Genomic DNA, 15,323 nt, shown 5'->3' on the forward strand with positions numbered 1-15,323 from the left:
GCGACAATTGGTATTGCCTGGAAGACAAGCAGTGCTGAGCAGTGGCGGAAGGCAGGCGGCAGGACGAGGCAGAAAGGGGGCCATGCTATTGCGTTGCAACATGGCCCACCATGCATTACAGGACAGACTTGAACGGTCTTATTTTTCCGGCGCCGGTGCGGGACGCGAATACAAGTCGATGATGGTGCTGATGCCATCCTGGCATACGGAGCAGAACGTCTCGCTGCGGTCGAACATGATGCACTGCATCTCGGGCCGGTAGTAGCCGGACGACTCGTAGTTCGCGCCCTCGAAGGCGCCCACCGCATGGCGCTGCGGCGCTTTCGAGAACAACTGCTGCGTGTACGCCAAGTCGGCCTTGAACAGGTCGCTCATCTCGCTTTCAGGACGGTTGGCCGCGCGCAGGGCCGCGCGCTGCTTCTGGTATTCGCGCGCATGGCTGTCGTATGCTTCCTTCGGCCATGGCGTGGGCAGCGGCGTGCCCGCCTTGACGTGGTTTTTCCATTTCAGCCTGGCCGGATCGCGCAGCGCGGTGGCGTTCGGCTCCCACGGCTCCTGGCGCTCGCCATTCGACTGGTAGGCCACGGGCGAGGTGTAGTACTCGTCGGCCAGGCCGGCGAAATGGTGGCCGAATTCATGCACGAACAGGTAATTGGCCCAGTCGCTGTTCGCTGCCGCCGTGCTGAACTGGCCGAAGATGCCGCCGCCGCCATAGGTATCGTTATTCACGAGGATTTCGATGAATTCATACGGCGCATATTGCGCCAGGTCGCGCAGCGCGCGGTTGTCCGTCGTCAGCACATAGCGCTCGCTGCCGAAGATGTCGTAGCGCGTGCCCAGCGGCGAGGCGTGATGCACGCCCGTCGATGGACGCGACACGCCCGATTCCTGCGTCGGCGCGGCCATGGCCCACACATTGAAGTCATTGGCCCGCTCGCGAAATGGCGAGACGGTAAACAGGTGCTCGGCCAATTTGCGCGCCGTCGCTTCGAACTTGCCCATTTCGGTGGCCGTATAGCCATCGCCCATGATCAGCAGGTCAACCTTGCCGGACGAGGGGCCACTGATGCGGATCGGGATAGGCTTGACGGGCGCCGGCGGCTGCTTGCGGATCACGTCCTGCGCCGCCGGGTCGACATCGGTGCTCCATACGATGGAAAACAGGCCGCGCTCGTCGCGCTTGAGGATGCGCACGCGCACGGGGTGCTCGGGCTGCGGGAAGCGCACGGATTCCTGGAAGGCGCGCGTGGTGGTTTTCGCTTCATCGGTGCTGGCCCATTCGCCGAAGATGGTGGAAAAACCGCGCGAGTACAGCACCTTGCCCGACTTGATGTCGACCACTTCCAGCAGGTTGTTGCCACGATTGCTGTCATCGATGGGACGCGCCAGGTTGCCCGGCCATGGCAGGGGCTCGACCAGCACGCGCTCGACCGCATAATGCTCGCCCAGCGCATTGCCGCTGTGCTGGTAATCGAGGCGCATGGTGGCCGGCAGCGGGGCGTTGTCCGCCTGCGCGGCAGGGACGATGCCGGCGGCCAGCGCCAGCGCGCAGAGGAAGGATCGAATCGGGGTCTGCTGCATGTTATTCCTAAAACGGTAGAAAAACAGGTGAAGGGATCGGTTTTCCAAACAATCGGCGGGCCAGCCGGCAGGCGCGGGAAAAACCGCTGCGGCACATTGTAGCGACAGGAAGGGAGCGTGCAAAGCGCCCATTTCAGACGATGCGCTTGACCAGGCGATGCAATCGCCTTATATTAGATCGACTAGTCGATTTATAAAAGGACAGAACCATGCGCACCATCGATCCCGGCAAACACGCGGCCCGCCGCGACGCCATTCTCGCCGCCGCGCGCAGCTGCTTCGCGCGCAAGGGTTTTCACCAGACCAGCACCGCCGCCATCTGCGCGCAAGCGGGCATGAGTCCCGGCAACCTGTTTCATTACTTCCCCACCAAGCAAGCCATCATCGCCGCCATCGTCGACCAGGAAGGCAGCGAGACGGCGGCCTACTTCGCCGGCGTGCAGGGCAGTGCCGATGCCTACGGCGCCCTGCTCGATTTCATGGACCTGGTGCTGGCGCTGGCGGCCGATGGCGACTTTGCGGGGCTGGCGCTGGACATTTCCGCCGAGGCGATGCGCGACACGGATATCGCGGCCAGGGTGGCGCGCAACGACGCTACCCTGCGCCGCGGCCTGCAAACCTTGCTGGAAGAGGCGGCCGCAGCGGGCCAGGTCGACGCCGCGCTGGACGCCGCGCAGACGGCCAGCTGGATCGCCGCGCTGATCGACGGCATCTTCAACCGGGTCGCCGTCGTTCCCCAATACGCCCCGCTGGCGCAGCGCGCCAGCCTGCACCTGTTATTGGCGCGCTTCCTGCGCCCTGCCCTGGCATGAGCGGCGCCATGAAAACCCCGTCCGCGCGCATCGCCGACGTCGACGCCCTGCGCGGCTGCGCCCTGTTCGGTATCCTGGTCGTCAATATCGGCGCCTTCGCCACGCCCTGGTTCGGCCTGGGCTTGACCGATCCCGCCTTTCACGGCGGCGTGGACCGCGCCACGCACTTCCTCGTCGCCCTGCTGTTCGAGACCAAGTTCTACCTGCTGTTTTCCTTCCTGTTCGGCTACAGCTTCACCTTGCAGATGCAGGCGGCGGTGCGCGCCGACGCGCCGTTCGTGCCGCGCATGCTGCGCCGGCAAGCGGGCCTGTGGCTGATCGGCGCCCTGCATGCCGTGTTCCTGTTTCATGGCGACATACTCACCACCTATGCCGTGCTGGGCATCGTGCTGCTGGCGCTGCACCGCTGCGGCGAACGCCAGGCACTCACTCTGGCCGGCATCCTCGTCACCGTCTGCGTGGCATTCTGGGCCGGCATGGCGTGGCTGCAAAGCCTGCAACCGGCGGGCGACGTCGCGGACAACGCCGTGGCGATGGCGCAAAAGGCGGCAAGCGCGCTGGCCGCCTATCACGCCACGCCGGCCGCCGTCGTCAAGCAGCACCTGCGCGAACTGCGTGAAATCTGGATCGTCCTGCTGCTGGTGCAGGCACCGTGCGCGCTGGCCATGTTCCTGTGCGGCCTGGCCGCCGGCAAGCGCGAGATGCTGCTGCATGCCAGCGATTATCTGCCGCTGCGCCGCCGCCTGCTGTGGGCCGGCGCACTGGCGGGACTGCCCGGCGCCGCCTTCTATGCGTGGACCTCCGTGTATGCGCAAAGCCAGGCATGGCAGGTGGCGGGACTGGCCGTGGGCCTGGCAAGCGCGCCGCTGCTGGCTGGCGCTTATGTGGCGCTGGCGCTGGCCCTGTTCGAGCGCCTGCGCGACGGCACGCTGTTTTCCCTGCTGGCCGACACGGGCCGCATGGCCCTGTCGAACTACCTGCTGCAGTCGGCCATCTGCGCCGTGCTGTTCCTCGCGTATGGCGCGCGGCTGATGGGCAGCGTCTCGCCGCTCGGTGCCCTGGCGCTGGCGCTCATCATCTTTTGCGTGCAGTTGCCGTTGAGCCGCTGGTGGCTGCGCGGCCACGCGTATGGCCCCGTCGAGTGGCTGCTCAGGGCCTTGACGATCGCCGCGTGGCCGCGCTGGCGGCGCCAAGTAACCCCCAATAAATTATTGTGATTTCTGACTTCCATAACCGGCGCTCTGCGGCGTTGCCCGCTGTTAGCAGTGCTCGCACTGCGTCGCAGCAGGCGCCTTGCATAGCATCCAGTTCTGTTCGTCATAAATTCACAATAATTTCCTGAGGATTACTTAGCGCGGCGCTTACTTGTAGCGGTACAGCGGCTGGCGCAACTGGATGGGGCGGATATCGAGGCGCAGCTTCAGCACCGAATACGCTTCCGCCTCGGTCGAGCTGTAGCCGACGCTGTTGACGGTTTTGCTGAAGCGGAATTCAAAGCCCAGGTCCGGATACGGATCGCGCGGATTGCCGAAGGCGATGCCGATGGCTTCCTGCTGCGCGTTGTCGATCAGGTTGCCCATCAGGTCCAGCACGGCGTTATTGCCGAGGATATCGTTGGTGAACACGGGTTCGCGCATGTCGGGCTGGTTCGGATCGAGCTTGTTGTCGGCCTTGTCCGGCGAGGGCGTAAACACGCGCGTGACGAGGTTGAATTTGTCGCCCCGGTCCAGGTAGCTGATGGCCGCATTGCTGATATTGAAATTTTTCACGCCGCGGTCGCTGATGGCGCCCGACAGGTCGATCAGCAAGGCGCCGCTGTAGCCGATGACTTCCACGTCGCGCATGGCGTCGACCACCATGGCGCTGTTTTCATCGATGCCCAGGCCCAGGTGATAGCCTTTTTTCAGCATCACGGGAATCATGCGGGCGAAACGGCCGCGCACCAGCAAATGCTGGTCCACGAAGACATCGCTGCCGATGAAGCCCAGGCCAGGCGCGATCTCGCGGCCATCCGTCACGCCCATCTTGAGCATGTCGAGCACGGGTTTGGCGTCGTAGAACATGGTGGTGCTCATGATGGCGGCGCCGGCGCTGGAACCGGCGATCACGCCGCCGTTGCGGTAGACCGACCAGATGGCTTCCAGCGCGGCAGTGCGGCTGCCGTCCGGGCGCAGCAAGGCTTGCGTGATGCGTCCCTGGTCGCCGCCGGCAAAATAAATGCCGCTGGCCGACTTGATCTGCGTGACGATGGCCGGGTCTTCGGCGGCCTTGCGGTAATCCCTGTTCGGCAGCTTGACGGCCAGCGGCACGAAAAAGGCATCGGCGCCATATTGGTTCAACTTTTTGATGATGCTTTCGCCCGATTTTTCCGGGTTCATCGCGGCCGAGGCCAGCACGGCGATGCGCGCGCCTGGCCCGCCCGACAACTTGACGATGCGCTGCCAGACTTCGGCATTGTCGGCGCGCAGGCCGCCGCCAATGATGACGAGCGTTCCCTGCGGCGCGCTGCCGATGGTACTGCCACCCGGCGCCGCCACGGCATGGACGCTGCACAATGCCAGCGCGAACAGCAGCGCGGCGCGGAAGGTGTGATACAGGCTTGCGGATGATTTCATGGTGCCTCTCAATACAAGGAAAGTGGCGCACGCCGGCTGATACAGGCGCGCGCCCTTGCTGCCAAAACTGCTGCTTGCAACCCTACTGCCCCGAACTACGATACTACTTGCTGCATATGACAGCGTTGTTGCGCCATCTCCACGCTTCTATGTAAAACTGCTTACTTGAAGCTGTAATTGGCGCTGGCATAGAAGCGCCGGCCCCGCGGATCCGTGTAGGTCGGGTCATAGCCGGACAGGAAAAAGTAGGCCTGGTTCGAGTATGGCGGGCTGGTATTGAACAGATTCTGTATGCCTGCGCGCAGCTTGAACTGCTTGCTGACGGCATACGCGCCCGACATGTCCCACAGCGTGTAGGCCTTCACCCGATTCGGCTTGACGACGCTGCCGTTATCCGTGTTGATGGCCGAGTTCTGGTCATCGTAGCCGCTCGAATACGTGTTCGACAGGCTGGCCGAATACGGGCCATTGTCCCAGTCGAGCGTGATCGTATGGCGCCAGCGCTGCACCACGCCTTCCGTGACGAATTTATTGAGGTTGCTGATAAAGACGTCGCCGGGGCTGGTCTGGATTTTCGAATCGAGCACGTAGGTGCCGCTCAGGTGGGCACCGAATCGTCCCCACGCCGTTTGCACGCCATGCAGGTCGGCCGTGATGTCGAGACCCGCCGCCTTTTGCGCGCCGCGGTTTTCCTTGCGCAGCTCGATGTAGTCGATTTCATTGTCTTCGTCGCGGTGCACCAGGTCGCCATACTTGGCCAGGTTGCCCAGGATGATGTCGTCGCCGATTTCGCTGATCAGGTCCGTGCGCTTGATGTTCCAGTAGTCGGCACTGAAGGTCCAGTGCCGGCTCGGCTCGAGCACCAGGCCGGCCGTGAACTGGCGGCTGCGCTCCGGTTTCAGCTTGTCGTTGCTGTAGCGGCGCGTATCCCAATTATCGGCGCAGACGGAGTAATCATTGTTCTCGCTCGCGCAATACACGGGATCCGGCAGCGTCGCCGTACTGCTGTAGGCCGTGGGCCGGTGCAGATCGGACATCGATGGCGCGCGGAAGCCCTTGCCTGCCGAAGCGCGCAGCAGCACCTGCTTGCTGGGCATATAGGTCAGCCCGATCTTCGGACTGAGGGCGCCGCCCACCTGCTGGTAATGGTCATAGCGCCCCGACAACTGCGCCTGCCACTGTTTGGTAAACGGCAGCAGCAATTCGCTGTAGATGGCTTGCACCATGCGGCTGTCGCTGGTGGCCACGCCGCCTTCGGGCGCCGCGTCGTTGTTGATGTTGTCGCTCATCAGCAACGCCGAAGGACGGAACTCGGTGCGCTCGCGGCGCACTTCGCCGCCCACGGCCAGCGCCATGTCGCCGCCACCCAGGGCCATCAGCGCGCGCGATGCCTTGAAGTCGAGCGCATCCATGGTGCCGCGCGCATGCCGTACTTCGTCATTGACCTGGATGCTGTCGAGCAGCGCCTTGCCCTTCGCGCCCGATGGGCCAAATGGGTTGATGTCGCCGGAGGCGATGCCTTCCAACAGCTTGTCGTACAGGACATAACCATGCGTGTCGCGGTCCTTCACGACGTTGACGCTGTGATTGAAGCCCACGTCGTAATCCCAGCCGGCGAGCGTGCCGCTGGCGCCCACCACGACACGCTGGCTCTCGCTGGTCAACTGGCTGGTGCGCATGCCCGCCTCGTTCAGCCGCATGCGCAGCTCCAGTTCGCGCGCAGTCGGATTGCCGTCTTCGTCGACGATGCTATCGAGGCCGGTATTGGCCAGCTGCGGCACCTTGCTGTAATCGAGATAGCCGATCACGCGCGCCGACGAGCCCACGTAATAGCTGCGCGAACGGCTCAGCGCCACTTCCGCGTACAGCTGGTGCTCGTTATTCAGTTTCAGTACGCCGCGCGTGAGCAGGTTCTGCTTGTCCGTCTTCGGATACAGCTCCGTGTCGCCCATGTAATCGTAGGTACAGGCATCGACGCCGCCCGTTCCCGCTGGCAGGTACAGATTGGCCGGCGGCGAACAGTTCGGGATCGACGGATTGATCTGCCGGCCGCTGATCGGCTGGCCATTGAGCAGGAAGCCCTGTTCCTGCAAATAGTCGCGCTGCTCCCCCGACAGGCGGATATTCGCCGGGCTGGTAAAACTCGACAGCAAATGCCCCAGGCGCTGCGGAACCTGCAGGTTCGGAATGAACTTGCGTTGCGAGGAACTGAGGCGGTCGGTTTTTTGCAGGTCGACCACGGCGAAGATATTGTAGCCATCCGTGCCCAGGTCGCCCGTGCCGGCCGTGATGCTGGCCGTGCGCTTGCCGGCGCCGCCTTCATCGGTGCGGCTGCCGTAGACGTTCAACTCCACGCCCTGGTAATCCTTGCGCGTAATGAAATTGATCACGCCGCCGATGGCGTCCGTGCCGTACAGGGCCGAAGCGCCGTCGAGCAGCACTTCCACGCGCTGCAGGGCGGCGGCGGGAATATTATTCAGATCCACGCCCGCATCGTCGCCGGGCGAGGCAAAGTTGGCCATGCGCCGGCCATTCAGCAGCACCAAGGTCGATGACGTGCCCACGCCGCGCAGGTTGGCGCTGTTGAAGCCGCGCTGGTCGCCGCCGATATTGATGCTGGCGCCGTCCGTCAGGCCTCCCACGTTGGCCGACACGCGCGCCATCAGCTCGGCCGCCGTCGTCACGCCCGCCTTTTCGATCTCGGCGCGCGTGATGATCTGCACCGGCAGCGCCGTCTCCGATTCCAGCCGCTTGATGGCCGACCCCGTGATTTCCACGCGCTGCATTTTTTTCGGCGCGGCGTCGCCGTCCTGCACCTGCTCCTGCGCCTGCGCGCCGCCGGCCAGCATGCCCAGCGCCGCCGACACGCTCAGGGCGCCCAGCGCCAGTCGCACGCCTTGCGCCAGCACCGACTCGCGTGGCAAGGAGCCGCCATCCTGTCTTTTCATGTGCATTGCCACTCTCCCCAATGATGATGCCTGATTTTTATAATGACTTTGAGACTGCCTTGCGTTGCTTTGAAGCTGTTTTCCGGGGTCCCTGCACGCCATGCTCGCCGCCGTACAGATAGGCGGCGATGACTTCGCTCAGACGGGCCGCTTTTTCAACGTTCTTCTTGTTCGACACCATCAGCGCCACGGCCAGTGCCTCGATCATGGCCAGCGCCGTGCTGGCGCTGCTGGGCAGGACGGGGTGTGTGCTTTGCGCATACAGCGCGTGATCGGCCAGTTCGGCCAGGGGGGAGGCGGGCGAATCGGTAAGCGCCACGATGCAGGCGCCGCGGTCGCGCGCGAAGCTGGCCAGGCCGATGCAGTCGAGCGTGTAGCGGGGGAACGAGATCACCACCAGCACGTCGTGCGCCGTCAGGTTGACTAAATGGCCGGCCGCCACTTCCGAGCCGCCGATGCCCACCACCTCCACCACATGCGGGCAAAATGGCTGCAGATGCTGCACCAGCATGCCTGCCAGGTTGGCCGACAGGCCAAAACCCATCACATACACCACCCTGGCGCGCGTCAGACGGCGCACCACGGCCTGCATGGCGTGCGGCGACAGGGCAGCGGACGTGGCGGCGATATTCGCCGCCGCATATTCCAGGCTTTCCGTGATGGGCGACGTGGTGCGCGCGCGGCGCTCTATCGTGCGGCGCAATTTGTCGACTGGCTGCAACAGCGATTGCAGGGTTTCGGCCATGGCGCCGCGCATGGCCGAATAATTCTTCTGGCCGATGTCGCGCGCGAAGCGGCTGATGGTGGCCGTCGATACCTGGCAGCTGTCGGCCAGTTCCTCGATGCCCAGCGCCGTCACCCGCATCTGGTTGCGCAGCAGGTAGTCGGCGATCTGCCGCTGCGAAGCCGAGCCGCCGGCCAGCACGTGCATCAGCGCCTGCCCCAGCGGAGACTGCGCGAACGCGGCATCGGGCGACGCCAGCGTGCCAGCCCGTGGCGTGTGGGGACTGCTGTGTGCAGGATTGGCGGATGCTCTCATATCACTGGCGGCCTGTATTCTGGGGCACTGCGGATCACTGGCGGAAGGCGAAATCGGGTCGCTGGAACTTACTGTACTCATATCAAAAAGAAAACTCAACAAATATTTGTAAAAGGATTTTCATTGATTTACTTCGTGAAAATATTGCTACATAATCGACCGAAATCCATCAACCGCGCCCCGTTTTGGGGCGAATTCACCATGCAAGTACAACAGCACCCCATCTCCACCGCGCACGCCAGCGTAGCGTGCCAATTGAGCAGCTTTCACTTCGGCACCGCGGCAGCCACCAGCCGCAGCGGCAAGAAGGTCTACATCCAGGCGGCGCTGCATGCGGATGAAGTGCCGGGCATGCTGGTGTCGCAATTCCTGCGCCGCGAACTGCTGGCGCTGGAGGCGGCGGGCAAGGTGCATGGCGAAATCATCCTGGTGCCGGCCGCCAATCCGATCGGCCTGGCGCAAGCCATCCATGGCGCGCCGTTCGGCCGCTTCGACCTGACCACCGGCATCAACTTCAACCGCGCCTACCGCCACGTGGCCGATGAATTGAAAACCACGCTCGATGGCCAGCTGGGACAGGATGCGCAAGCCAACGTGGCGCTGATACGCGAGCATGCGCGCGCGGCCGTCGCCGCCTGGCGGCCGGGCACGGATGCGGAGACCTTGAAGAAAACCCTGCTGGGCATGGCCATCGACGCCGACATCGTGCTCGACCTGCATTGCGATAACGAGGCGGCCCTGCACATTTATACGGGCACGCCGCTGGCGGCGCAGATCGCGCCCCTGTCCGCGCTCTTGGGCGCGCGCGCCGTGCTGCTGGAACTGGCGGCTGGCGAAGAGCCGTTCGATGAAGCCTGCAGCCGGTTGTGGTGGGATCTCGACGCGCACTTCGGCGGACGCTATCCGATTCCCGCCGCCTGCCTGTCGACCACGGTCGAGTTGCGCGGCGAAGTGGAAGTGAGCTACGCCCTGGCAGAGCGCGACGCCACCGCCCTGCTGCGCTTTCTCGCCATCGAGGGCGTGCTGGAGATAGCCGGCGCCGCCGACGATCTGCCCGCGCCGCAATGCGAACCGACGCCGCTGGCCGGCGTGGAACCGATCCTTGCGCCGCATCATGGCGTGCTGGTGTATCTGCGCGAAATGGGCGACGTGCTGGCCGCCGGCGACGCCGTGGCCGACCTGATCGACCCCGTCAGCGGCGAGACGACAACCTTGCGCTGCACCGTGGCCGGCGTCTTTTTTGCGCGCAGCGCCCACCGCCACGTCCTGCGGGGCATGAACGTCGGCAAGGTCGCCGGCGCCGTCGCCTTCCGCGGCGGCAGCCTGCTGAGCCAATAAATGTCACAAAAAAGCGCCATGAGAAAATTCAAGCTCCCCAATACCTTCGTCCTGCTGTGCGGCATCCTGGCCATGATCGCCCTGGCCACCTGGCTGGTGCCGGGCGGGAAATTCGATACCCAGCTGGTGAACGGCAAGCAGCTGATCATCCCCGGCACGTTTCATTATGTCGACAACAAGCCGCAGGGACTCGCCGCGCTGATGATGGCGCCCATCAAGGGCTTCGTCGACGCCAGCCTGATCATCGGCTTCGTGCTGATCGTCGGTGGCGCCTTCGCCGTGCTGCAAAAAACGGAAGCCTTCGATTCGCTGATCAAGGCCATCGCCAAGGCGCATACCAGTTCGCGCTTCGTGCGCGCCGCCATCATCCCCGTCTTCTTCACGATGTTCTCGCTGGGCGGCGCCACCTTCGGCATGAACGAGGAAGCGATTCCCTTCATCCTGATCTTCGTGCCGCTGGCCCTGGCCCTGGGCTATGACACCATCACGGGGGTGTCGATTCCCTTCATCGGCTCGCAAGTGGGCTTTTCCGCCGCCTTCCTGAACCCGTTCAACGTCGGCATCGCGCAGGGCATCGCCGGGGTGCCGATCTTTTCCGGCATAGGCTACCGCCTGATCGTGTGGGGCATCGCCACGGCGGTCAGCATCGTGTTCTTGATGTGGTACGCGGCGCGCATCAAGCGCCATCCGGAAAAAAGCCCGACCTACCTGCTCGATATCGAAAAGCGCAGCGAGCACACATTGGACCTGAACAGCTTTGCCGGCATGACGCGCACGCACCGCGCGGTGCTGTGGATTTTCATGGCAACCCTGCTGACGATGGTCGTCGGCGTCGTCAAGTACGACTGGTTCATCGATGAAATCGCCGCCCTGTTCCTGGTGATGGCCATCGTCGTCGGCCTGGTCGGCCGGCTCGACATGGACAGCCTGGTGGCGTCGTTCGTGCAGGGCGCGCGCGACATGGTCAGCGTGGCGCTGGTCATCGCGCTGGCGCGCGGCACCATGATCCTGGCGCGAGACGCGCAGATCATCGACACCATGCTGCACGCATTGACGCCCTTGGTGGCGTCGTCGAGTCCCGTCTTCGCCGCGCAAAAGATGTTCTTCATGCAGTCGGTGATCAACTTCTTCATCCACTCGGGCAGCGGCCAGGCGGCTCTCACCATGCCGATCATGGCGCCGCTGGCCGACCTGGTGGGCGTGACGCGCCAGACCGCCATCCTGGCCTTCCAGTTCGGCGAATTCACCACGCCGATGATCCCCACTTCCGGCATCACCGTCGGCGTGCTGGCGCTGGCGCGCGTGCCCTGGATTACGTGGGCCAAGTGGATGATCCCGCTGCAGCTGATTTACCTGGTGCTGGCGCTGCTGCTGCTGATTCCGCCCTGCCTGATGCACTGGCAGTGAGCCAGTCAGCGCCGGTAGATGTCCGGCACATACCGCTCCATCAGCGTCTCCGGCCTGAGCGGCGCCGTAAAGCCGTGACGCGCATACAAGCCATGCGCCGTGCTGGTGGCCAGCATGAAACGGCGCAGACCCTGCAAGTCGGGATGCGCCATCACGGCCTCCATCAGGCGCTTGCTGTAGCCGCGGCCGCGGCACTCTTCCAGCACATACACGTCGACCAGATAGGCAAACGTGGCGTAGTCGCTGACCACTCGGGCGAATGCCACTTGACGGCCGTCCAGCGTGCCTCCGAAGCAGAGCGAATGGTCGATCGCGCGCTGTACGGTGGCCTGCGCGATGCCGATGGCCCATGTCGATTGCGTGCTGAGAAAATGGTGAATGGCCGGAACGTCAAGTTCCGCCTTGTCGCTACTGATCTTCAAGTGTGGCATCACGCTGTCCGCCTGTCGTGGAAAAAAACTGATCATCGGCGATTTGCGCGCTGCTGTCACCTGGGCGGGAGAGAAACGGGGGCGCCGCCCGTTCGAATTGCCCGTGATGAGATACTGCAAGGTGCTGCGAGGTACGGTGCTGCTACTGCTGTTACCGATACTGCGTGCATGGCATGGCCGCGCTTACAGGGCGGCTTTTTCTTCGGCGCTCAGGCGCTTGGCGCTGACATACACGGTGTGCATGGTGGCTTGATCGGCGCTGGCGACGAAGGTGACGGAAGCGGCTGGCGCGGCGCGGAACTTCGGCACGGCGGCGGTGGCCAGGCTGGTGGCGGCGGCGATGGCGATGATGGCGACGAAGATGGCTTCCATGTTTTTAGCGATGTTCATGAAATTTTCCTTGAGGTTAAGGGGCGTTGCTGTTTGTCCTGCGATGATTGAACTGTAGGCCGATCCCCCCTGAACTGCCATCGGATTGCGACCAAACGCACGATTCGCGGGACAGAATACAAAAAGCCCGGATGGAACGCACAACGTGCCCGCGTCGTGGAATTTGAGGCTTGCCAGCCCCATTCCTGGCCATTTCAGCGCCCTGCAAGGCCCTAAAAGCCCTACCGCCGGCCAACCTTGTTTATAATCGCCGTACACTAAAGGACTTCTTTCATGACTGATCAATTCTCCAAAAAGGGCGAAGCCTGGTCGGCCCGGTTTTCCGAACCGGTCTCGGACCTCGTCAAGCGCTACACAGCTTCTGTATTTTTTGATAAGCGCCTGGCGCTGTTCGACATCGAAGGTTCGCTGGCCCATGCGGAAATGCTGCATGCGCAAGCCATCATCAGCCCGGCCGATTACGCGGAAATCCAGCGCGGCATGGCGCAAATCTCGCAGGAAATCGCCGCCGGCCAGTTCGAATGGCTGCTGGACCTGGAAGATGTCCACCTGAATATCGAAAAACGCCTGACCGAACTGGTAGGCGACGCGGGCAAGCGCCTGCACACGGGCCGTTCGCGCAACGACCAGGTGGCGACCGACATCCGCCTGTACGTGCGCTCCGCCATCGACGACATCACCACCCTGCTGGCGACGTTCCGCAGCGCGCTGACGGACCTGGCCGAGCAGCATGCCGACACCATCATGCCGGGCTTTACCCACATGCAGGTGGCCCAGCCGATCACCTTTGGCCACCACATGCTGGCGTATGTTGAAATGTTCGGCCGCGACGCCGAGCGCATGGCCGACTGCCGCAAGCGCGTCAACCGCCTGCCGCTGGGCGCCGCCGCACTGGCCGGCACCACCTTCCCCATCGACCGCTTGCGCGTGGCAAAAACACTGGGCTTTGACGACGTGTGCCACAACTCGCTCGACGCCGTCTCGGACCGCGATTTCGCCATCGAATTTTGCGCCGCCTCCGCCGTGCTGATGATGCACGTGTCGCGCATGGCCGAAGAACTGGTGATCTGGATGAGCCCACGCATCGGTTTCATCGACATCGCCGACCGCTTCTGCACCGGCTCGTCGATCATGCCGCAAAAGAAAAACCCGGACGTGCCGGAACTGGCGCGTGGCAAGACGGGCCGCGTGTACGGCCACCTGACCGGCCTGCTGACCCTGATGAAAGGCCAGCCGCTGGCCTACAACAAGGACAACCAGGAAGACAAGGAACCGCTGTTCGACACCGTCGACACCGTCATCGACACCCTGCGCATCTTCGCCGACATGGCCGGCGGCATCACGGTGAAGCCGGAAGCGATGCGCGCGGCAGCCCTGCAGGGCTATGCCACGGCGACCGACCTGGCCGACTACCTGGTCAAGAAGGGCTTGCCGTTCCGCGACGCCCATGAAGCGGTGGCCCTGGCCGTGCGCGCCTGCGTCGATGCGGGCTGCGACCTGGCCGACCTGTCGCTGGAGCAGTTGCGCGCCTTCTCGCCACTGACGGGCGAAGACGTGTTTGAAGTGCTGACCCTGGAAGGCTCCGTGGCCGCGCGCGACCACGTGGGCGGCACCGCGCCAAACCAGGTGCGCGCCGCGATTGCCCGCGTGCGCACGCAGCTGGAAAAATAAGCGGCGTCCATCCCGCAAACGCCCCGCTGCAGCGCTGCAGCGGGGCGTTTTTCATTGCGCGACGATCTTCGACAGCACGGAAAAGGCGGCCCCCGTCTGCGATGCTTCCAGCAGCAAGGTCAGCTCCGTATACGTGCAGATGATATTGATCAGGTTGATGCGCTCCCAGGCCAGGCGCTTGAGGATGGCGTGATACACGCCTGGCGTATAGCAGGTCTCGGGCGCCAGGTGCAGGGTCACGGCCGTCACGCGCTCCAGGCGCGCCAGTTCCTGCTCGCCGCCGAAGACCTCTTCCACCAGCGCGTGCAGGCTGCGGCTGCAGATCACCATCACCTCGTTGACGCCGCGCGTGACCGTGATGAAGGTGCCGCGCTGGGGTGCGGCCAGCGCCAGCAACTGGCGCTGGCAATCATAGGTCTGATCGGAATAGCGGTAGGTAAAAATCATCAATTCACTGCGCGTGGAAAGTTCTCCCGCGCGGTGCGCCAGCACGATTTCGCCGCTTTTCTGCTGCGGCATCCGTTCGGCCAGGCGGCGCAGCGCCATCACCACGGCGGCCTGCCCCACCGGTTTCCATAAGTCGCTCTGCAATTGCGGCTGCAGCTGGCGCGCCAGTTCCGACAGGTTCAGCAAGCCGCGGCCCAATCCCTCGCTGAGAAAGGCCGATTCCATCACGATCTGTTCCACTTTGGTCGCTATCGAAAGCATAGTTCGTCGGGCCGGTGATTCCGGTGCACGCACCAGGAGCCGGCAACCCTTCCTGAAAAAAGGATGCACTGCGCCAGCGGCCGCGCCGGGCGGCGCGGTCGGACTCGCGGAAAAGAACCCCCTCGCGGGGGGAAGAACCGGCTGGCGGCGGCTAGGAAGGCGGATGCAGCATGAATGCCGCTCCAGAGGGGAAATGGCTGAAACCAACAGCAGAAAACAGAACTGACGTCATGTGAAACTCCCGAATTTTTTTCCCGATGCGCTGTATCTGGACGCGGTCATTGCCGCGTGCGCTTTTTTTGTCTTCGCCTGGTCCGTTGGGGCCACGCGAATACCTAGTGTAGATCGCAACATTTAGAAAATGCAACAGTGTTTTTCCAACA

Annotated in this window: 12 protein-coding genes; 5 read left to right on the plus strand and 7 right to left on the minus strand. The window is 63.6% G+C overall.

Going from position 1 to position 15,323, the window contains the following annotated elements:
- Positions 1-138 precede the first annotated feature (138 nt).
- Positions 139-1,581 carry an IgA Peptidase M64 gene (locus tag LSO07_RS26210; protein ID WP_151097078.1) on the minus strand — a complete coding sequence of 481 codons (1,443 nt, stop codon included), beginning with the start codon at positions 1,579-1,581 and terminating at the stop codon, positions 139-141.
- A 209-nt stretch (positions 1,582-1,790) separates the two neighbouring features.
- Between LSO07_RS26210 and LSO07_RS26215 the strand changes: the two genes are divergently transcribed.
- Positions 1,791-2,393 (plus strand): TetR/AcrR family transcriptional regulator, encoded by a 603-nt coding sequence (locus tag LSO07_RS26215; RefSeq protein ID WP_151097080.1) that lies wholly within the window; start codon positions 1,791-1,793, stop codon positions 2,391-2,393.
- A gap of 8 nt (positions 2,394-2,401) precedes the next feature.
- On the plus strand, positions 2,402-3,610 hold the full coding sequence (locus tag LSO07_RS26220) for a DUF418 domain-containing protein (RefSeq protein WP_191909767.1): 1,209 nt from the start codon (positions 2,402-2,404) through the stop codon (positions 3,608-3,610).
- Between the two features lie 144 nt (positions 3,611-3,754).
- On the opposite strand, the gene LSO07_RS26225 is transcribed toward LSO07_RS26220, so the two are convergent.
- The 3 genes from LSO07_RS26225 to LSO07_RS26235 all read right to left on the minus strand — a co-directional run bounded on the left by LSO07_RS26225 (position 3,755) and on the right by LSO07_RS26235 (position 8,995).
- A complete protein-coding gene (locus tag LSO07_RS26225) occupies positions 3,755-5,008 on the minus strand; it encodes a cyanophycinase (protein ID WP_151097084.1) in 1,254 nt (417 codons plus the stop codon).
- A 161-nt stretch (positions 5,009-5,169) separates the two neighbouring features.
- A complete protein-coding gene (locus LSO07_RS26230) occupies positions 5,170-7,962 on the minus strand; it encodes a TonB-dependent receptor (protein ID WP_070281601.1) in 2,793 nt (930 codons plus the stop codon).
- A gap of 31 nt (positions 7,963-7,993) precedes the next feature.
- On the minus strand, positions 7,994-8,995 hold the full coding sequence (locus tag LSO07_RS26235) for a MurR/RpiR family transcriptional regulator (RefSeq protein ID WP_151097086.1): 1,002 nt from the start codon (positions 8,993-8,995) through the stop codon (positions 7,994-7,996).
- 201 nt (positions 8,996-9,196) lie between these two features.
- On the opposite strand from LSO07_RS26235, the gene LSO07_RS26240 reads away from it, so the two are divergent.
- Positions 9,197-10,333 (plus strand): succinylglutamate desuccinylase/aspartoacylase family protein, encoded by a 1,137-nt coding sequence (locus tag LSO07_RS26240; RefSeq protein ID WP_151097088.1) that lies wholly within the window; start codon positions 9,197-9,199, stop codon positions 10,331-10,333.
- A gap of 18 nt (positions 10,334-10,351) precedes the next feature.
- Entirely contained in the window at positions 10,352-11,740 is a 1,389-nt protein-coding gene (locus LSO07_RS26245; protein WP_151097090.1) for a YfcC family protein, read from the plus strand.
- A 5-nt stretch (positions 11,741-11,745) separates the two neighbouring features.
- Here LSO07_RS26245 and LSO07_RS26250 read toward each other — a convergent pair whose 3' ends face one another.
- Both LSO07_RS26250 and LSO07_RS26255 read right to left on the minus strand, forming a co-directional pair.
- Positions 11,746-12,171 (minus strand): GNAT family N-acetyltransferase, encoded by a 426-nt coding sequence (locus tag LSO07_RS26250; protein ID WP_034780346.1) that lies wholly within the window; start codon positions 12,169-12,171, stop codon positions 11,746-11,748.
- Positions 12,172-12,354: 183 nt separating this feature from the next.
- Positions 12,355-12,561 carry a hypothetical protein gene (locus LSO07_RS26255; protein WP_092607672.1) on the minus strand — a complete coding sequence of 69 codons (207 nt, stop codon included), beginning with the start codon at positions 12,559-12,561 and terminating at the stop codon, positions 12,355-12,357.
- A 273-nt stretch (positions 12,562-12,834) separates the two neighbouring features.
- Between LSO07_RS26255 and argH the strand changes: the two genes are divergently transcribed.
- The gene (argH, locus tag LSO07_RS26260; protein ID WP_099389069.1) at positions 12,835-14,232 is read left to right on the plus strand and encodes an argininosuccinate lyase; all 1,398 of its coding nucleotides are present in this window, start codon (positions 12,835-12,837) and stop codon (positions 14,230-14,232) included.
- Between the two features lie 51 nt (positions 14,233-14,283).
- Here argH and LSO07_RS26265 read toward each other — a convergent pair whose 3' ends face one another.
- Positions 14,284-14,940 carry a hypothetical protein gene (locus LSO07_RS26265; protein WP_034780353.1) on the minus strand — a complete coding sequence of 219 codons (657 nt, stop codon included), beginning with the start codon at positions 14,938-14,940 and terminating at the stop codon, positions 14,284-14,286.
- Positions 14,941-15,323 lie beyond the last annotated feature (383 nt).

This window comes from Janthinobacterium sp. PLB04, from assembly GCF_021165895.1.
GTDB classification, from domain to species: Bacteria; Pseudomonadota; Gammaproteobacteria; order Burkholderiales; family Burkholderiaceae_D; genus Janthinobacterium; species Janthinobacterium lividum.